This window comes from Xanthomonas hortorum (genome assembly GCF_024339125.1).
GTDB classification, from domain to species: Bacteria; Pseudomonadota; Gammaproteobacteria; order Xanthomonadales; family Xanthomonadaceae; genus Xanthomonas; species Xanthomonas hortorum.
The window spans coordinates 3,945,360-3,963,279 of record NZ_CP101417.1 but is presented as its reverse complement, the minus strand read 5'-3'; the positions used below and the strand labels follow the sequence as shown (position 1 = coordinate 3,963,279).

Here is a 17,920-nt window from a genome sequence, read left to right as displayed (position 1 = left end):
AGGCCACTGTTTTGAAATCGCGCTCAGCCCACCGCCTGCTCCAACATCACACCGAAACGATCGTCGCACTGCACTGCCGCCTCGGATAACGCAGTGCCCACCAGCAGCAAGGTCGGCAAACCCGGCAGCAGTGCCGCAGCGGTGCTTCCAAGCTCGCCCAATGTGGTGAGCCGGCGTTGCTGCTCGGGACGTGTGGCGGCCTGCACGATCGCGGCCGGCGTGCTTGCGGGCAGATGCGCGAGCAAGGCACTGGCCACTGCATCGGCGCGCCGCAGCCCCATGTAGATCCCCAGCGTCGTGCCGCTGGCGGCAAGCGCGCCCCAATTCGGCTCGCCGTGATCGTGCGTATGCGCGGTGACGAAAGTGATGCCGTGGCAATGGCTGCGATGGGTCAACGACACTTCCAGCGCAGAGGCAGCGGCGAATGCGGCACTGACGCCGTTGATGATCTGCACACCCACCCCGGCGCGGCGCAGGAAGCTGATTTCCTCCCCTGCTCGCCCGAACAGGAGTGCATCGCCCCCTTTGACGCGCACCACGCGCAAGCCCTGCAAGGCGTAGCGCCGCATCAGCCGGCAGATGAAGTCCTGCGGCGTCGATCTGCAACCACCGCGCTTGCCGACCCGGATCACCCGCGCTTGCGGTGCGAGTTCGACGATCTGCGGATTGGCCAGATCGTCCAGCAATACCACTTGCGCGGCAGCAAGCGCCTTGACCGCCTTGATCGTGAGCAGTTCCAGATCGCCGGGGCCGGCGGACAACAACACCACATCGCGCGTGCAAGAATGACTGACGAACATGAGAAAGATCTCGCAGTGTGTGGAGGGAAGGACGTGCGCTCAGGCGAGCCGTGGTTGCCGGCATAGCCGGGTGAGTTGCGGAACGCAGGAACCGCAGACGCTGCCGCAGCCCAGGCGTTGTTTGAGCTGATCCAGATCGGCGCCGTCGTCGATGGCGGCATGAATCGCAGACGTCGACACCTGCATGCAGGTGCACACGATCGGGTCGCTCGGCGTGCGTTGCGTCTGCGCGAACACCGCCAGCCGCGGACCACGCCACGCCTGGCCTGCCAATGCGGTAGCAAGCAAGGCGTGATTGGCTTCACTGGGCTGCGCAGCAGTGAGCAGCAAGCCATCGATATGGCTGTGACCGTCCTGCATGCGCCAGCCGACGCGGCGCATCAGGCCGCGGCGCAGATCGCGGTACTCAAGTACGTCCGCGCCGGACGGCAGCTGCAAGGCGGCGACCAGGCGATCGAGCCATTGCGCCTCCGGTGCGCGTTCGCAGGCGGCATGCAACACCGCCCAGTGCCCGCGCCCTTCCGCCAGCGGCTCGGCATGCAGCCGCAGCGATGCATAGCCGCACGCGCGCAATAGCGGCTGCAGGGCTTGTTGCAAGGCCAACGCATCACCGCGCCGTGCGGCCAGCAGATGCCAGCCGAAACTGGCCTTCTCTACACGCACCGCTGCGTGCTTGAGCTCGGGCTGCTGCGAGCGCGCATCCACCGCCGGGCTGCTCACTTCATTGATGCCGCCACTGGACAGGCTCTGCCCACTCCAATGCATCGCGGCGAACACGGTGCCCGAGCGCAGTTCGTCGGAGAGTTCCAGCGGCAACACCAGCGCGCCGCGCTTGCTCGCAATCTGCACCAGTTCGCCCGCGACCAGACCGCGTCGCGTCGCGTCGTCCGGATGCATGCGCAACGCCGGTTCCGGGCTATGCGCAAACGCCGCAGGCACACGCCCACTGCGCGACATGCCATGCCACTGATCGCGCAGGCGGCCGGTCAGCAGCCGCATCGGAAACCGCGCCGAGGTCGGCTCGGCAACCTTGCGATACGGCGTGGCGTGGAAGCGCGCGCGTCCGTTGCTGGTGGCAAACACGCCATCGGTATAGCGCCGTGCCTGCCCGTGTGCGGCACCGGCCGGAAACGGCCACTGCTGCGGGCCGCAATCCAGCATCGCGTAATCCAGCCCGCCGATATCCAGATCGCGGCCCACCGTCAGCGCACGATGCTCGTCGAAGATCTGCGCGGTGCTGTCGAACGCGAACAATCCCTTGCCCTCGGCTGGCGCCAAGCGCGCTTCCAGGCGGCGTGCGACTTCGCGCGCGATCCACCAATCCGCACGCGCCTGGCCCGGCGCGTCCACCGCCTTGCGTACGCGGGTGATGCGGCGCTCGGAGTTGGTCACGGTACCGTCCTTCTCTCCCCAACTGGCTGCCGGCAACAGCACATCGGCATACGGCACGGTGTCGGTGCCGGAAAACGCGTCCTGCACGATCACCAGCTCGGCCTGCTCCAGTGCGGCGCGGATGCCCTCCACCTCCGGCATCGAATGCACGGGGTTGGTGCAGACAATCCATACCGCTTTCAACGTTCCGGCACGCAGGCGCTCGAACAACTGCACGGCCGGCGTGCCGGCAGTGGCGCTCACACGGCCGGCAGGCAAGTTCCACAAGCGCTCCAGTTCCGCACGATCGTCGGCATTGCCGATCTCGCGGTGCGCCGCCAGCATCGTCGCCATCCCCCCAACCTCGCGCCCACCCATCGCATTGGGCTGGCCGGTCAGCGAAAACGGCCCGGCACCTGGCTTGCCGATCTGCCCCGTCGCCAGATGCAGATTGATCAAGGCCAGATTCTTGTCGGTGCCATGCGCGGATTGATTCAAGCCCATGCAATACAGCGACAACGCCGCCGGGCTGCGCCCGAACCACTCGGCGGCCTGCACCAGGTCCTCATGCGAGATCCCGCAGATCTCGGCGCTCATCCGCGGGGTGTATTCGCGCAGCATGTGCTTGAGGGCGTCGAAATCCTCGGTATGCGCCGCAACGAAACGCGCATCCACCAGACCCTCCCAGATCAGGTGATGCAGCATGCCGTTGAACAGGGCGACGTCGGTCCCGGGCTCGATCGCCAGGTGCAGGTCGGCCATGGCCGCAGTGTCGGTGCGACGCGGATCGATCACGATCCAGCGAATCTCGGGGTTGCGTGCGCGCGCCTCTTCCAGCCGGCGAAACAACACCGGATGCGCATACGCCATGTTGCTGCCGGCAAACAGCACCGTCTGGGCCAGCTCCAGATCTTCGTAACAGGTCGGCGGACCATCAGCGCCCAGGGCGAGCTTGTAGCCGGTGACCGCGCTGGACATGCACAGGCGCGAATTGGTATCGATATTGTTGGTGCCAAGCAGGCCCTTGGCGAGCTTGTTGAAGACGTAATAGTCCTCGGTCAGCAATTGCCCGGAGAGATAAAACGCCACCGCATCCGGGCCGTGCTCCTCGATGATCGCCGCCAGTTTGCTGCTCACATGCTGCAGGGCTTGATCCCAGCTCACCGCCGCCCGCGGTGCCTGCCGATGACGACGCAGCTCGGGTTCAAGCACGCGCCCCTGCGTACTGGCGACGGTCTGCGGCAAGGCCAGGCCCTTGCTGCACAAGCGCCCATGATTGGCTGGATGCAGCGGGTCGCCTTCGATCCCGACGATGCGCTCACCATTGGTGTCGTGCTCGCTCTGGATCAGTACCCCGCAGCCAACGCCGCAGTAGCAGCAGGTCGAAGGTGTGATGCGATGCATCGGCGAGGATGCGTGCGGCTGCACCGCCTCGCCGCTTGATGCGGGCTGCAGACCTTCGCTCATGCGGCTGGCTCGGCGATTGCGTCGGGTTGCGACACCGGCTGCAACACGATCCACACCGCGTCGGCTTCCACCTTGACCGGGTAACGCGGCGCGCAGCCCACATCCGGTGCGCAGGCCTGGCCGCTCTGCAAGGCAATCGCCCACCCATGCAACGGGCAGGTCACGGTTTCGCCGGCGACAATCCCTTGCGACAACGGGCCGCCCTTGTGCGGGCAACGGTCGCGCAACGCGAACACCTGATCGCTGGCGGTGCGGAACAAGGCGATCGGCGGGATGCCGTCGATATCGAGTACACGTGCGCCCAATGCAGGCAATTCCTGCAGCGCGCAGACGCGGATCCAGGCGTTTTCCTGCATGCTCATTCCTCCACCGTTGCGGCCGGCGCGGCGATACGCAGCGGTTGGTATTCCTGCCGCCGTTCCCCGGCGATACGCGCCTTCCACGGGTCGACCAAACCTTCCAGCGAATACAGCAGGCGCTCGTAGAGCGCACGTCGGTTGGCCGCGTCATCGACCACCTGCGCGCGGATATAGTCCAGCCCCACGCGTGCGATGTAGTGCACGGTACGATCCAGGTAATAGGCCTGCTCGCGATACAGCTGCAAGAACGCACCGGTGTACTCGCGCACTTCGTCGGTAGTGGTCACCTTGACCAGAAATCGCGCCACTTCGGTCTTGATGCCGCCGTTGCCGCCGATATGCAGCTCCCACCCCGAATCCACCGCAATGATGCCCACGTCCTTGATGCCGGATTCGGCGCAGTTGCGCGGGCAACCGGACACTGCCAGCTTCACCTTGTGCGGGCTCCACATATTGGCCAGCATGGTTTCCAGATCGATGCCCATCTGCGTGCTGTTCTGTGTGCCGAAACGGCAGAACTCGCTGCCCACGCAGGTCTTCACCGTGCGGATTGATTTGCCGTAGGCATGCCCGGATTGCATGCCCAGATCGCGCCACACATCGACCAGATCTTCCTTCTTGACCCCGAGCAGATCGATCCGCTGGCCGCCGGTCACCTTGACCATCGGCACCGCATATTTGTCGGCAACATCGGCAATGCGGCGCAGCTCGCTGGCATTGGTCACCCCGCCCTTCATCTGTGGAATCACCGAGAAGGTGCCGTCTTTTTGAATATTGGCGTGCGCCCGCTCGTTGATGAAACGCGACTGCGGGTCGTCGATGGCCTCATGCGGCCAGGTCGACAACATGTAGTAGTTGATCGCCGGCCGGCAGGTGGCGCAGCCGTTGGGCGTGCGCCATTCCATAAAGGCATAGGCCTGCGCGTGGGTCAGCAACTTGTGTTCGCGAATGGCGCGCCGCACTTCGCCATGGCTCAGGTCCGTACATGCGCAAACCGCCTTGGTTTTCGGGGTTTCCTGGAAGTTGGAGCCCAGGCAGTTCATCAGGATCTGCTCGACCAGCCCGGTACACGACCCGCACGAACTCGCCGCCTTGGTGTTTTTCTTGACGTCGTCGACGGTGAACAGGCCTTGCTCGCTGATCGCTTTCACAATCGTGCCCTTGCAGACGCCATTGCAGCCGCAGACCTCGTCGCTGTCGGCCATCGCACTGGCACGATCCTGCCCGCCCGTACCGGCATCGCCCAACGCGCTTTCGCCGAAGATCAATTGATCGCGCTGCGCCTGGATCGGTGTGCCGTCCTTGAGCAACTTGAAATACCAGCCACCATCGCTGGTGTCGCCATACAGGCAGGCGCCCACCAGCACGTCGTCGCGGATCACCAGTTTCTTGTAGACGCCGCCGGCCGGGTCGGACAGCACGATCTCCTCGCAGCCATCGCCGCCCATGAAGTCGCCTGCCGAAAATAGATCGATCCCGGTGACCTTGAGCTTGGTCGACGCCACCGACCCGCGATAGATACCGATACCGAACTGCGCCAGATGATTCGCGCACACCTTGGCCTGCTCGAACAACGGCGCCACCAGGCCGTACGCAATGCCCCGATGATTTGCGCACTCGCCCACCGCGTACACGCGTGGGTCGAAGCTCTGCAGACTGTCGTTGACCACGATGCCGCGCGAACAGTGGATGCCGGCTTCTTCGGCCAAGCGCGTGTTCGGGCGAATGCCCGCCGCCATCACCACCAGATCGGCCGGGATCTCGCTGCCATCGGCAAACCTCACCCCGATCACTTCGCCCTGCGCATTGCCCAGCAGCACACTGGTCGCAGTACTCAGCTTGAACTCCAACCCGCGTGCACGCAGCGCCTGCTGCAACAAACCACCAGCCACCGGGTCGAGCTGACGCTCCAGCAACCAACCGGCCAGGTGCACCACGGTCACGTCCATCCCGCGCACTTTCAACCCATTGGCCGCTTCCAGACCGAGCAAGCCGCCACCGATCACCACCGCGTGCTGCTTGCTGCGCGCGGTCTCGATCATCGTGCGCGTGTCCTGGATATCGCGGTATCCAATCACGCCCTTCAAGTCGTTCCCGGGAATCGGCAACACGAACGGCACCGAGCCGGTGGCGATCAACAAGCGGTCGTATTCGGCCTCGGTGCCATCGGCGGCAATCACGCGACGCCGCACGCGATCGATGCGCGTGACCTCCTTGTTCAAGTGCAGGTGGATGCCGTTGTCCTGATACCACTGCAACGGATTGAGCACGATATCGTCGAACTCCTGCTCGCCGGCCAACACCGGCGACAACAGAATGCGGTTGTAGTTGGGATGCGGCTCGGCGCCGAACACAGTGATCTGGTACATGCCCGGCATCAGCTTGAGCAGTTCCTCCACGGTGCGGATGCCGGCCATGCCATTGCCGATGACGACGAGTCTGGGTTGCTTCATTGCCTGGATTCCTGTCGACATGTTCAGACGCGCGCCGCGCCAGCGGTGGACCATTCGCTACGCCATTGCGTCTTGACGCCGGCCAGCAACGCCCAGCCAACGAGTGCGAAAGCAGCAAACAACCACATGCCGATCGCATAGCTGCCGGTGTGCTGCTTGAGCACGCCCAAGCCTGCAGCAAGCGCAAATCCACCGATGCCGCCGGCCATGCCGATCAAGCCGGTCATCACCCCGATATCCTGCGCAAACCGCTGCGGTACCAGTTGAAACACCGCACCATTGCCGGCGCCCAGGCATAACAAGGTCAACACAAACAACGCCAGCGTCACCATCGCGCCGCCGGCACCGAAACCTGCGATGCCCACCAACGCGGCAACCAACAGATACACCGTGAGCAAGGCACGCGTGCCTCCAACGCGGTCGGCAATCACCCCGCCCAATGGACGCATCACCGAACCCGCCAACACGCAGGCGGCCGTCGCCCACCCTGCAGTGCGCGCATCGAAGCCGAACTGATCGTGGAAATAGCCGGGCAATGCACTGGCAAACCCGGAAAACCCACCAAAGGTCACCGAGTAAAAAAACATGAAGCGCCACGCATCGCGGTTGCCCAACAGCACGCGGCCATAGTCGGCCCAACGCTTACGCGCGATCGGTGCAGGCGCTTCTTTCGCGATCAAGACGAACACGATCAGCGTCAGCAGTAATGGAATGCACGCCAGCCCAAACACGTTCTGATAACCGAACGCCAACGCCAGCATCGGTGCGAACAATGCAGCCAGCACCGTGCCGGAATTCCCTGCACCGGCAATCCCCATCGCGGTGCCCTGATGCTCTGGCGGATACCAACGCGAGGCCAACGGCAGCGCCACGGCGAACGAGGCGCCGGCAATGCCGAGCAACACGCCCAGCAACAACACCTGCCCCATGCTGTGCACGCCCAACTGCCATGCACCGAACAACGAGGCAATCACCGCAAGTTGTGCGACAACGCCAGCACGCTTGGCACCGATGCGGTCGGCCAGCATGCCCAGCACCAGCCGCAACACCGCGCCGCACAGAATCGGCACCGCCACCATCAAGGCACGCTGCTGCGTATCCAGTCCCAGCGCTTGCGCGATCGGCACCTGCAGCGGACCAAGCAGATACCACACCATAAAGCTCAGGTCGAAATACAGAAAGGATGCGAACAAGGTGGGCGTGTGCCCGGATCGCCAGAACGAGCGCTGCATAGAGACCTCTTCGAATGCGATGGCCAAAAAAAAACGGCGCCCCTCCGGTAAACCGGAAGGACGCCGTTGTCCTGGATGCGTGCGGATCGCCGTTGATCCACTGCATCGTGTTCGTGTTGTTGCAGGCACGCCGTTGCACCTGCACGTAATCACTACGCAATCAACGTGCCAACTTGCTCACCTGAGCATCACGACGATACAAGTCATTGAAAAATAGTGTTTTGGATGCAGCGCGTCCGACTTAACGACGGCCTGTCGACACGCCAGTGCAGCCCATCATTCCCGTCTTTCGTGCAGCAATGCACCAACAGCGTGCGTCGTGTACCACTTGCTCTGCCGCTTGGCACGCCTGATGGCGCCGAACAAAACTACAGCGCGGCTGGCGCTAGGAAGCCTCATCTAGGACGCGTGCACACCGATCAAATATCTAGGTCAAAAGCCGAGTTAGTCGAGCGCGCGGTGCCCTCGCCGCTCGCGGGACACGCCGCAAGTACGTCCATGTAGGCTCGGTGGCGGCATCTATGCCGCCACACGGTCCCGCAAGCGGCGAGGACACCGCACCAGAAAGTTAGTCGGCTGCTTTGTTGAAAACATGCACACCTACCATCTCCACTGGCCCTTGCCCGCCCACCGTCGCGGGACCTTACGCGGCATGGATGCCGCGTAAGAGCCTACATGGACGTACTTGCGGCGTGTCCCGCGATGGTGGGCGGGCAAGGGCCCTCCAGCAAACCCACAGATCGATAGCTCCACAACCAACTCAAACGTCAGGCGTTAGGCCTTAGGCGTCAGACGAGTGCAAGCATGCGCAAGAGTTCGGAGTTCATGCGGGTCCATGCTGATTGCCTTGCCGGTGACGCGCTCCTGCCTAGCGGTAACACCGTCGTGTAGTCATCCGCCCTAGGGAACCTCTGAACAACGCACCACAGATACGCGACACTACCCGCCTGATGTTGAGGAGTGATCCATGCAACTGACGTTCGGTGACGCTGAGGGCCTGGGCAAGCGCAAGCAGACCCGGCGCGAGATCTTTCTGGCCGAGATGGAGCAGGTGGTTCCGTGGCAGCAACTGCTCGGTCTGATCGCGCCGCACTATCCGGTATCGGGCCGGCCAGGTCGGCAGCCGTACGCACTGGCGACGATGTTGCGGATTCATCTGCTGCAGCAGTGGTATGCGCTGAGCGATCCGGCGATGGAAGAAGCACTGCACGAGATCCCGACCTTGCGGCGGTTTGCCCAGCTCGGTGGCTTGGACAACGTTCCGGACGAGACCACGATTCTCAACTTTCGGCGCCTGCTGGAGACCCATGGCCTTGCCGCGCGGATGCTGGAAGCGGTCAACGCGCATCTGGCGCGCAAGGGCCAGAGCCTGCGGTCGGGCACGATCGTCGATGCGACGCTGATCGCGGCGCCCAGTTCGACCAAGAATGCCGACAACGCGCGCGACCCTGAGATGCATCAGACCAAGAAGGGCAATCAGTGGTATTTCGGGATGAAGGCGCACATCGGCGTGGATGAATTTTCCGGGTTGGTGCACCACGTCCATTGCACAGCCGCCAACGTCGCCGATGTCACGGTGATGCACACGTTGCTGCATGGCAAAGAAGACAGCGTGTTCGGCGATAGCGGCTACACCGGTGCGGACAAACGCGAAGAACTGCAGGCCTGCAAGGCTGCATTCTTCATCGCCGCCAGGCCCTCGACGATGCAAGCCCTCGGCAACAAACGCGAGCGTGCTCGGGAAAGACGTTGGGAACACTTCAAGGCCAGCGTGCGCGCGAAGGTGGAGCATCCATTCCGGGTGATCAAGCGCCAGTTCGGCTACACCAAGGTCCGCTATCGCGGCCTGGCCAAGAACACCGCGCAGGTGCTGACCTTGTTTGCGCTATCGAACCTGTGGATGAAGCGAAAGCAGTTACTGCCGACGATGGGGAACGTGCGCCTGTAACCCGGGCAACACCCTGCAAACGCGCCGGAAACGGCAAAAAAATCGAGGATCTGAGCGCCGTCAGCCTGGTCGATGTGGTTAGGCTCATCCTCCGATGCCGTTGATCAGACCATCCCTAGAGCGCATCGAACAACCGATTGCTGCGGTGATCGTCATCCGGCACAGCCACACCCACGCGGGCTGCCGCGCGCCGATAGTTGTCCAGCCGATGGATATCGCGCAGCCGCGCGATGTCGTCGTCGTGGATGTCATGCCAGCCCCAGCGCTGAAACTGGGTCAGGAACCACTCGCCATCCGACAGCCACGGCATGTTCACCGCACCATTGCGATGAAAGGCCAGCGCCGTCGCATCGTTCGCATGGATCTCGATATCCGCGTCCAGACACGCCGCCAGATGCGCAGCCGACACACCGATATGCTGCGGCTCGGCCAACCACTGCGCACACTGCGCGCGATTGCCTGGCGCCGCATCCAGCCAGCGACAGGCTTCCAGCACGCAGGCGGTCAGGCGCTCGGTCAACTCCGGTTGCAGCGCGGCGAACTCGCGCCGGCAGGCCAGCACTTTTTCCGGATGCCCCGCCCACAACTCGCCACTGCGGATCACGCGGCGACCGCTGCCCTGCGCCTCGGCCACCGCAGCCCACGGCTCGCCGGAGCAATAGCCATCGACCAACCCGCTAGCCAAGGCCTCGGGCATCTGCGGCGGCGGAATGCTGAGCACATCCACATCGCGCATCGGGTCCACCCTGCATGCGGCCAGCCAGTAATACAGCCACAACGCATGCGTACCGGTGGGAAATGTCTGCGCAAACACCGCACGGCGGCCCAGACCGGCCAGCACCTGCGGCAACGCGTGACCATCGGCCAAGGCCTGCGCGAGCGCAGGTGCCAGCGTGATCGCCTGGCCGTTGTGGTTGAGCGTCATCAACAACGCCATCGGGCATTGCGGCCCGGCAATGCCGAGATCGATCGCATACACCAGGCTGGCCAAGGCATGCGCCGCATCGACCTCGCCGGCCAGCAGACGGTCGCGCACGCCAGCCCACGACGCCTGACGCTGCAGCGCCAACTGCAAGCCATGCGCACGGTCCAGGCCCAGCCGTTGCGCCGCGATCAGCGGTGCGCAATCGATCAGCGGCATGTAGGCCACGCGCAATACGGGGAGGTTGGCTTGGCTCATGTGTTCATCCCAACAGCTCGGCCATGGCCACGATGCGTCGCGCCACTTCGGCCAGTTTGACGCCCTGCTTCATCGCTTGCTGGCGCAGCGCCGCGTAGGCGTCGGCCTCGCTCAGGCCACGTTTTTCCATCAGCAGGCCCTTGGCGCGATCGATCTGCTTGCGGTCCTGCAGCGCCTGCTGCACATCGTCCAGGCGTTTGCGCATGCTGCTTTCCTGCGCGAATCGGGCAAGCGCCACCTGCACGATCGGCGCCAGCCGCGCCGGTGCCAGCCCATCGACTACATACGCGGTGACACCTGCGCCTACGGCCGCATGGATCAACGCATCGTCGCCATCGCCGGAAAACATCACCACCGGGCGCGGCGCGTGTGCGTGCAGCATCGACAGTTGCTCCAAGGTATCGCGCGAAGGCGAGTCCACATCGATCACCACCACATCCGGCTGCTGGCTCTGCACCGCATGCAGCAACGCACCGACCGAGGCCACATCGTCGAGCACCGTATAACCGGCACGCGTCAATGCCTGGCGCAGTTCGCCAATCGGCTTTTCGGTATCGTTGACCAGCAAAACACGCATTGGCGGCGGCGAGGCGTGGACGTGGCTGGATGGTGCCATGCAACATGCTGTCGGTGCGAGTCATCTTTTCGGAGTCCGTCTGATGCCGTTGTTCCCGTTGTTCGCAAACCTGCAAGCGCGCCCCGTGTTGGTGATCGGCGGTGGCGAGGTCGCCACGCGCAAGGTGCTCGCCCTGCTCAAGGCCGGCGCGCAGATCCGTCTGTATGCGCATGCGCTCTCGCCGGAACTCGATGTATTGATGCAAGCCGGTCGCTTCGAACAGTTGGGCGGCGAATTCGATCCAGCCTGGATCGACGATGTGTGGCTGGTGGTCGCCGCCACCGACGATGCAGACTTGAATCAACGTGTCGCCACTGCCGCCGGCGCGCGTCAGCGCCTGGTCAATGTGGTGGACGATGCAGAGCTGTCGACCTACCAGGTACCGGCGATCGTGGACCGCGACCCGCTGGTCATCGCCATCTCCTCGGCAGGCGCCGCACCCATGCTGGCACGGCGTCTGCGCGAACGGCTGGAGCGCGAGCTGGATGCCTCGGTCGGCCGCTTCGCTGGACTATTTGCGCGTCACCGCGAGCGCATCCGCAGCCAGTTCCCGGATATGAATCGGCGCAGGCGTTGGTTCGACCGCGTCATCGACGGCGACGTGCCGTTGCTGCTGCAGGCCGGCAACGATGACGCCGCCGAAACCGCGTTCACCGCAGCACTGGACGATGCTGGCGCGGTGCCGGCGCGTGGCAGCGTGCAACTGGTCGGCACCGGCCCGGGCGATCCCGGCCTGCTCACCTTGAAAGCGCTACGCGCGATGAATCTGGCCGACGTGCTGCTGATCGGCGACGACATCCCCGATGCGGTGCTGGAACTGGCGCGTCGCGATGCCTCACGCCGCGCCTTGCCGCGTGATACCGATGCACAACGGCATCTGTTGCTGGAACTGGCGACAGAAGGCCTGCATGTGGTCGCATTGCGCAGCGGCGCCGGCTACAGCGATGCCGATGCTGCTGCGATTGAAGCAGCGCTCCATGCGCGGGGCCTGGCGTGTGATCGTGTGCCCGGCATTGCCATGCACATGCACGCCAACGCATGAGCGGCACGCACGTACGGCCACAGCTGGATCACGCTTTCAGAAACCGCTTGCGCGCACTGTCGCGCACGTCGATATCGAAGGTCACGCGCAACGCCGTGTGTTCGGCATGGCCAGCCCCGGCATCGAAGCTGAAACTCAGCCCGTCGCGGATGGGCAACTGCCGTGCATGCTCCTCCAGCGCATCGCGCGGCACCGACAACTGCCAATGATCGGTGGCGCAGTTGCAGGCCGCGTGACCACCGGTCAGGCTCACGCTGTGGCGCACCAATCGCGCGCCCTGCCCACTCGGCAAGCGGCTTTCGTTATCGACGGTGCGCCCGGCAAGCAATTCGGCCAATTCGGCTTCGTCGATGCGAAAGCGCAACTGCTGACCTTCAATCTGGATTTTCATGACTGAGCTGACTCCACTGCTCGGGCGTATTGCAATTGACGAACGCGCCGCGTTCGCTGGCGGTGACAGCCACGCGATGGCACTGCAGTGAACGCTGCAAGGCGCGCAGCGAGCGTGACGATGCAGCGCCGGCCATTAACACCGAGAGCGCCTCACGCACAACGCCATCCACGCACAGACGCATCGGCAACATCTCGTCTTCGAAAGCGGCGCAGCGTTGGTCTGGTGGCGCCAGCAGTCGTTCCAGCAATGGTTTGGACAGCAGCGGCATGTCGACCGGTACCACCACAAGTGTCGTTGCATCGGCCACATGATCGATCACGCTGGCCAGACCGCCCAACGGCCCCAGATCCGGCTGCGCATCGGCAATCCCTGCATAGCCAGGACGATCACCGCTGATCACTACGTCCAGCGCGCCTGCATCGCGCAGCACCGCCTGCATATGCGCAACCAGCGGACGCCCGCGCCACGGCAGCAGCGCCTTGTCCTGGCCCATGCGTGAGGAACGGCCGCCGGCCAGCACCACGCCGATCCACGGGTGTGTTGCGGTCATGCCGCCTGCCCGCAGGCACTGCGTCGCGCTGCGTGCCGGCACACGCTCATGGCGCAATCGCCGGTGCAGCCGGCTGCAGATGTCCCAGCCCGAACACCTGCGCCGTCGTACTGGGCGCGGCGCCATCGTCCTGCGGCTCCAGCACCGTCCACACATTGGCCTGCAACAACGGCGCCACGCGAAACGACTCTTGCTGCGGCAAGATCTGCACGCACAGCACACCGGCATCGCTGCAGTTCAAACGCGCGCGCAGGTGCTGCCGCCAGATCGGTCTTGCATGCATCGGTGTGTGCAGCGCAACACGCAAACCGCGCTCTGCAGGCATGCCCAGCAAACCACGCAAGGCCGGCTCGACAAAAAAACGTAGCCCGGCAGCGCTGGCCATCGGATTGCCCGGCAAACCGAAATACAGCGCGCCGTCCGCAAAGCGCGCCAACAACACCGGCTTGCCTGGCCGCACCGCCACCTTATGAAATAGCAACGCCGCCCCATGTCGCGCCAACGCATCCGGCACGAAATCGTAGCGACCACGCGACACCGCACCGGTGCTCAGAATCACGTCGGCTCCCGCATGTCGCGCTTGCGCGAGCGCCGCATCGAAGGCGGCAACGTCATCGCCCACCTGCCCTCGCCACACCAGTTCGGCACCGGCTGCATGCAACTGACTGAGCAGATAGCTGCTGGTGCCATCGCGGATCTGGCCGGGCTGCAGCGGCTGCGCAGGATCGCCCACCAATTCGCGGCCGGTCGCGATCAAGGCCACACGCGGGCGCCGCACCACCTGCACACGCACGCAGCCCAGTCCGGCCAACAGCATCAGATGTGCACCGCGCAGCACCGTACCGGCCTCGATCACACGATCGTGCAAGGCCACATCTTCACCACGTCGGCGAATGTGCTGGCCCACGCGTACATCGGCGCGTAGCCGGATGCGGCTGGGGCGTGTGCCGTCATGCGCCAGCAGCTCCACCTTTTCGATCGGCACCACGGCATCGGCACCTGCAGGCAAGCCGGCACCGGTCATGATTTCCCAGGCAGCGCCTGCCGTAATGCCACCCGCATCTTCGCCTGCGGCAACGGTGCCACCGACCGCGTGCTCACTTGCGGTCATTGCACCACGGCCATCGGTGACCAGCGCAAATCCATCCATCGCACTGTTGTCGAAAGCCGGCAGCTCGGCCGGGCTCGACAATGCCTGCGCAAGCACGCGGCCTTGCGCATCCGCACTGTCCGCCCACTCGCTGGCGAGCGTGGCGACCTGCTGATGGATCAGTGCAAAGGCTTCGGCGTAGCTGATCATGAGCAAGGCGACTGCCGACCGATGGATGACCTGGCTAGGATACCGGCCTCCAGCGCGGCTGGTACAGGCATGCTGCGACGGCGTGGCGATGGCGAATGCACCAGTGAACGATCACGTGATCACCCCAGCGCTCGACGCTGCTCGAACGCATCGTCAACACGCTGCGCCGCACACTTGCAGGTAGTTTTTTCATCTTTGCACACCATGCAATTCGTCGACCTTGTTGGCTGGCTCGCCAGCGCCGTTCTGATCGCCACCTTGATCCGCCAGATTTACAAGCAATGGCAGTCGCCTGCGGCACAGGGTGTCTCGCGCTGGTTGTTTGTCGGTCAGATCAGCGCCTCGGTGTTGTTTATCGTTTACAGCTACCTGGTCGGCAACGCGGTGTTTATCGTCAGCAATGCACTGATCCTGCTGACCGCCATCACCGGCTATGTGCTGCAACGGATCAAGCATCGCCAGCTGCGTGGCATCAGCTGACGCGCTTGGCTGCCTTGCGCGGCTTGGCAGTGCGGGGCGTCGGTTTTTTTGCTGCGGTCGTTTTCGCGGCGGCCTTCGATGCGGCCTTGTTGTCCTTCTTGCGCGCAGGCGTCTTTTTCACAGCCGCACGCTTGCGCGGCTTCGACGGAGCCTCGGTCTCCACCACTGTCTCTGCAACTGCATCCGGCACACGCACGCTGATCCAGGTCGGCGCATGGTCGCTGGCCTTCTCCAGGGCGCGCACCCACTTGTCCACGCCGGCATCCTGCAAGCCGGGCGCCAGCGTGCGATTGAGCAGTAGATGATCGATACGCAAGCCGCGGTCACGCGCAAAGTGCTGGCGAAAATAATCCCAGAACGTGTAGATGGGTGTATCGCCATGCACGGCCAGCAAGCTGTCGGTCCAGCCTTGCTGCAACAGCCCTGCATATGCCTGGCGACTTTCGGGCTGCAGCAACGCATCCTTGCGCCAGCCCTTGGGGTCGTAGATATCCGCATCGGTCGGCACCACGTTGAAATCGCCGATCAAGGCCACCGGATGCGGCAACTCGACCAAGGTCTTGGCATGGCGGATCAAGCGCTGAAACCAGGCGAGCTTGTAATCGAACTTCGGTCCCGGCTGCGGATTGCCGTTGGGCAGATACAGACACGCCACCACCACGCCGTGAATCGCAGCTTCCAGATAGCGGCTTTGCCTATCGCCTGGGTCCCACGGCAGGCCGCGACGAATCTCTACCGGGTCTGCGCCCCGTGCAAGCAGGGCCACACCGTTCCACGACTTCTCGCCCTGCCAGATCACCCCATAGCCGGCGTCACGGATCGCCTGTTCCGGAAAGGCCTCCTGGGTGGCTTTCAGCTCCTGCAAACCGACGATATCCGGTTGCTCGCGCTGCAGCCATTCCAGCAGATGCGGCAGCCGGCTATGGATGCCATTGACGTTGAAGGTGGCGATCTTGCGTGTGGTGGCTGACATGGGGATGCGAGCGGCCCTCTGCGTAAGGTAACGACAATGGCTGCAGCCGCATGAAGCCGATGCTCAAGCGAGGTGAAGCCTCTGCGTACCCCGCCCATGTGAAGGCCATGCCGCACAGTTAGCTCAGCAATCAATGCCGAAGCAGCAAGCACTGCCAAACCAGTTTTATCGGCCTTGCAGCGCGAAACGCTTAGTCAAGCTCCAGGGTCCGCAGGCCCAAGCTGATGGGCCGCCAGCATCTCGTCGATCCGCTTGACGATCTGTGCGGCTTGTTCTGTCGAATCGGCCTTCGCTGTGATCGTCTCCGCACGTGCATGGAAGACATCCCAGAAATCATCCGGGTGCTGGCGTCGGATATCGGGCAATTCGTCGGCGAGGTGTTTCAGTTGCGCATCGATCTCAGGTGTCATGACTGTCTCCTTTTGCCTCCACGCTACCGCGACCTCGGTGAGCCTGATGCCAACGCCGCCAGCCAGCACATCGCCGTATCGGGGTTTGCGCGACAATGGCGGGATGAGCAGCCACGACATTACTCCCGCCGACGCCCGCGCTCGTGCCATGCAGGGCGCCTTGTTGATCGATATCCGGCAACTGCACGAACGCGCCAGCGGCCAGGCCGAAGGCGCACTGGCCATCGTGCAGAGCGATCTGGAAACTGCACCCGCACGGCATCTGCCCGAGCACACGCGCGAGATCGTAGTGATCTGCCAAAGCGGCAAGCGCTCGGCGCAGACGGCCGAGGTGCTGCGTGCGCACGGCTATACAGCGGTGTCTTCGGTACTCGGCGGCACCACCGCGTGGACGAACGACGGCCTGCCGCTGGTGCGCCCCACGCTGCCGGCGGACGAACAGGATTTTCTAGAGCGCTATTCGCGCCATCTACGCCTGCCGCAGGTCGGTCTGGAAGGCCAGCAGCGGCTGGCGCGCGCGCGCGTCTTGCTGGTCGGCGCGGGCGGGCTTGGCTCGCCGGCCGCGTTTTATCTTGCCGCTGCGGGTATCGGCCATCTGCGCATCGCCGACGACGATGTGGTGGATCGCAGCAATCTGCAGCGCCAGATTCTGCATACCGAAGACAGCGTAGGGATCGCGAAAGTCGCCTCGGCCACGCAGCGCATCGCCGCACTCAATCCACGCGTGCAGGTCGACGCGCTGCAGACACGCGTCACCGCCAGCAATGTCGAAGCATTGCTGCAGGACGTGGATGTGGTGATCGACGGTGCGGACAATTTTCCTGCGCGTTATCTGCTCAACGATGCCTGCGTCAAACTCGGCAAACCGTTGGTCTACGGCGCAGTGCAGCAGTTCGAAGGGCAATTGAGTGTGTTCGATGCCGGCCGCAACCGCGGTCATGCGCCCTGCTATCGCTGCCTGTTTCCCGAACCGCCACCGCCGGAGTTTGCGCCCAGCTGCGCCGACGCCGGCGTTCTCGGCGTGCTGCCTGGCGTCATCGGATTGCTGCAAGCCAGCGAAGCGATCAAGTTGCTGCTGGGCATCGGCGACAGCCTGGCCGGGCGCCTGCTCAGCTTCGATGCCTTGGCCATACGCTTTCGCGAAATCCGCCTGCCACCCGATCCGCATTGCCCAGTCTGCGCGCCTGGCACCGCGTTCCCCGGCTATGCCGACTACGCCGCGTTCTGCGGCAGCGCAGTCGGCTGAAAGCGGCACTTAAATCGACTGCGCAGCGTCAGCCAGGCCTGAGCGGGCGTCATGGCGCACCGCCCGGCCGCAGCGCTTCGACCTGCCACCTACACGCTT

The 17,920-nt window shown here is 64.0% G+C and carries 16 protein-coding genes; 4 read left to right on the top strand and 12 right to left on the bottom strand.

What is annotated here, in order from left to right; genetic code table 11:
- Window positions 1–23: 23 nt before the first annotated feature.
- From cobA to NMB96_RS16935, 5 genes are all read right to left on the bottom strand, one after another.
- On the bottom strand, window positions 24–770 hold the full coding sequence (gene cobA, locus NMB96_RS16955) for a uroporphyrinogen-III C-methyltransferase (RefSeq protein WP_255086986.1): 747 nt from the start codon (window positions 768–770) through the stop codon (window positions 24–26).
- A gap of 69 nt (window positions 771–839) precedes the next feature.
- Window positions 840–3,638, bottom strand: coding sequence for a nitrate reductase (locus NMB96_RS16950; protein WP_255085310.1), 2,799 nt, complete (start codon window positions 3,636–3,638; stop codon window positions 840–842).
- Window positions 3,635–4,000, bottom strand: a complete 366-nt coding sequence (gene nirD, locus NMB96_RS16945) for a nitrite reductase small subunit NirD (protein WP_084217878.1) — start codon at window positions 3,998–4,000, stop codon at window positions 3,635–3,637. Before nirD ends, NMB96_RS16950 begins: the two co-directional genes overlap by 4 nt.
- A complete protein-coding gene (gene nirB / locus NMB96_RS16940; RefSeq protein WP_255086985.1) occupies window positions 3,997–6,414 on the bottom strand; it encodes a nitrite reductase large subunit NirB in 2,418 nt (805 codons plus the stop codon). The genes nirD and nirB overlap by 4 nt, the downstream gene beginning before the upstream one ends.
- Window positions 6,415–6,473: 59 nt before the next feature.
- Window positions 6,474–7,643 carry a nitrate/nitrite transporter gene (locus NMB96_RS16935; protein WP_183086806.1) on the bottom strand — a complete coding sequence of 390 codons (1,170 nt, stop codon included), beginning with the start codon at window positions 7,641–7,643 and terminating at the stop codon, window positions 6,474–6,476.
- Window positions 7,644–8,649: 1,006 nt separating this feature from the next.
- Between NMB96_RS16935 and NMB96_RS16930 the strand changes: the two genes are divergently transcribed.
- Window positions 8,650–9,630, top strand: a complete 981-nt coding sequence (locus NMB96_RS16930; RefSeq protein WP_183086593.1) for an IS5 family transposase — start codon at window positions 8,650–8,652, stop codon at window positions 9,628–9,630.
- Window positions 9,631–9,745: 115 nt separating this feature from the next.
- Here NMB96_RS16930 and NMB96_RS16925 read toward each other — a convergent pair whose 3' ends face one another.
- Window positions 9,746–10,810: a CmpA/NrtA family ABC transporter substrate-binding protein gene (locus NMB96_RS16925; RefSeq protein ID WP_255085309.1), complete on the bottom strand. Its 1,065-nt coding sequence runs from the start codon at window positions 10,808–10,810 to the stop codon at window positions 9,746–9,748.
- Window positions 10,811–10,814: 4 nt separating this feature from the next.
- Entirely contained in the window at window positions 10,815–11,387 is a 573-nt protein-coding gene (locus tag NMB96_RS16920) for an ANTAR domain-containing response regulator (protein ID WP_023904001.1), read from the bottom strand.
- A gap of 82 nt (window positions 11,388–11,469) precedes the next feature.
- Here NMB96_RS16920 and NMB96_RS16915 point away from each other — a divergent pair, with 82 nt between their 5' ends.
- Window positions 11,470–12,468, top strand: coding sequence for an NAD(P)-dependent oxidoreductase (locus tag NMB96_RS16915; RefSeq protein WP_115038997.1), 999 nt, complete (start codon window positions 11,470–11,472; stop codon window positions 12,466–12,468).
- A 28-nt stretch (window positions 12,469–12,496) separates the two neighbouring features.
- Here the strand turns inward: NMB96_RS16915 and NMB96_RS16910 are convergent, their stop codons facing one another.
- The 3 genes from NMB96_RS16910 to NMB96_RS16900 are packed head-to-tail and all read right to left on the bottom strand — an operon-like array spanning window position 12,497 to window position 14,712.
- The gene (locus tag NMB96_RS16910; protein WP_255085308.1) at window positions 12,497–12,859 is read right to left on the bottom strand and encodes a hypothetical protein; all 363 of its coding nucleotides are present in this window, start codon (window positions 12,857–12,859) and stop codon (window positions 12,497–12,499) included.
- Complete coding sequence (locus tag NMB96_RS16905; RefSeq protein WP_255085307.1) at window positions 12,843–13,412, bottom strand: molybdenum cofactor guanylyltransferase; 570 nt, start codon at window positions 13,410–13,412, stop codon at window positions 12,843–12,845. The genes NMB96_RS16910 and NMB96_RS16905 overlap by 17 nt, the downstream gene beginning before the upstream one ends.
- 46 nt (window positions 13,413–13,458) lie before the next feature.
- Window positions 13,459–14,712, bottom strand: coding sequence for a molybdopterin molybdotransferase MoeA (locus NMB96_RS16900; RefSeq protein ID WP_255085306.1), 1,254 nt, complete (start codon window positions 14,710–14,712; stop codon window positions 13,459–13,461).
- 204 nt (window positions 14,713–14,916) lie between these two features.
- Between NMB96_RS16900 and NMB96_RS16895 the strand changes: the two genes are divergently transcribed.
- Window positions 14,917–15,192: a hypothetical protein gene (locus NMB96_RS16895; RefSeq protein WP_006448719.1), complete on the top strand. Its 276-nt coding sequence runs from the start codon at window positions 14,917–14,919 to the stop codon at window positions 15,190–15,192.
- Here NMB96_RS16895 and xth read toward each other — a convergent pair.
- Both xth and NMB96_RS16885 read right to left on the bottom strand, forming a co-directional pair.
- The gene (xth, locus tag NMB96_RS16890) at window positions 15,185–16,165 is read right to left on the bottom strand and encodes an exodeoxyribonuclease III (RefSeq protein ID WP_023903996.1); all 981 of its coding nucleotides are present in this window, start codon (window positions 16,163–16,165) and stop codon (window positions 15,185–15,187) included. The genes NMB96_RS16895 and xth overlap by 8 nt on opposite strands.
- Window positions 16,166–16,359: 194 nt before the next feature.
- Window positions 16,360–16,575, bottom strand: a complete 216-nt coding sequence (locus NMB96_RS16885; protein WP_043889779.1) for a hypothetical protein — start codon at window positions 16,573–16,575, stop codon at window positions 16,360–16,362.
- A 46-nt stretch (window positions 16,576–16,621) separates the two neighbouring features.
- On the opposite strand from NMB96_RS16885, the gene moeB reads away from it, so the two are divergent.
- Window positions 16,622–17,821 carry a molybdopterin-synthase adenylyltransferase MoeB gene (moeB, locus tag NMB96_RS16880; RefSeq protein WP_343237616.1) on the top strand — a complete coding sequence of 400 codons (1,200 nt, stop codon included), beginning with the start codon at window positions 16,622–16,624 and terminating at the stop codon, window positions 17,819–17,821.
- Window positions 17,822–17,920 lie beyond the last annotated feature (99 nt).

Coding starts and splice junctions, on each gene's coding strand:
- xth (WP_023903996.1), bottom strand. CDS start 16,165: ATGTCAGCCACCACACGCAAGATCGCCACCTTCAACGTCAATGGCATC.
- NMB96_RS16895 (WP_006448719.1), top strand. CDS start 14,917: ATGCAATTCGTCGACCTTGTTGGCTGGCTCGCCAGCGCCGTTCTGATC.
- NMB96_RS16915 (WP_115038997.1), top strand. CDS start 11,470: ATGCCGTTGTTCCCGTTGTTCGCAAACCTGCAAGCGCGCCCCGTGTTG.
- NMB96_RS16905 (WP_255085307.1), bottom strand. CDS start 13,412: ATGACCGCAACACACCCGTGGATCGGCGTGGTGCTGGCCGGCGGCCGT.
- NMB96_RS16900 (WP_255085306.1), bottom strand. CDS start 14,712: ATGATCAGCTACGCCGAAGCCTTTGCACTGATCCATCAGCAGGTCGCC.
- NMB96_RS16910 (WP_255085308.1), bottom strand. CDS start 12,859: ATGAAAATCCAGATTGAAGGTCAGCAGTTGCGCTTTCGCATCGACGAA.
- moeB (WP_343237616.1), top strand. CDS start 16,622: ATGCCAACGCCGCCAGCCAGCACATCGCCGTATCGGGGTTTGCGCGAC.
- NMB96_RS16920 (WP_023904001.1), bottom strand. CDS start 11,387: ATGCGTGTTTTGCTGGTCAACGATACCGAAAAGCCGATTGGCGAACTG.
- NMB96_RS16950 (WP_255085310.1), bottom strand. CDS start 3,638: ATGAGCGAAGGTCTGCAGCCCGCATCAAGCGGCGAGGCGGTGCAGCCG.
- NMB96_RS16925 (WP_255085309.1), bottom strand. CDS start 10,810: ATGAGCCAAGCCAACCTCCCCGTATTGCGCGTGGCCTACATGCCGCTG.
- NMB96_RS16885 (WP_043889779.1), bottom strand. CDS start 16,575: ATGACACCTGAGATCGATGCGCAACTGAAACACCTCGCCGACGAATTG.
- nirD (WP_084217878.1), bottom strand. CDS start 4,000: ATGAGCATGCAGGAAAACGCCTGGATCCGCGTCTGCGCGCTGCAGGAA.
- NMB96_RS16930 (WP_183086593.1), top strand. CDS start 8,650: ATGCAACTGACGTTCGGTGACGCTGAGGGCCTGGGCAAGCGCAAGCAG.
- nirB (WP_255086985.1), bottom strand. CDS start 6,414: ATGGCCGGCATCCGCACCGTGGAGGAACTGCTCAAGCTGATGCCGGGC.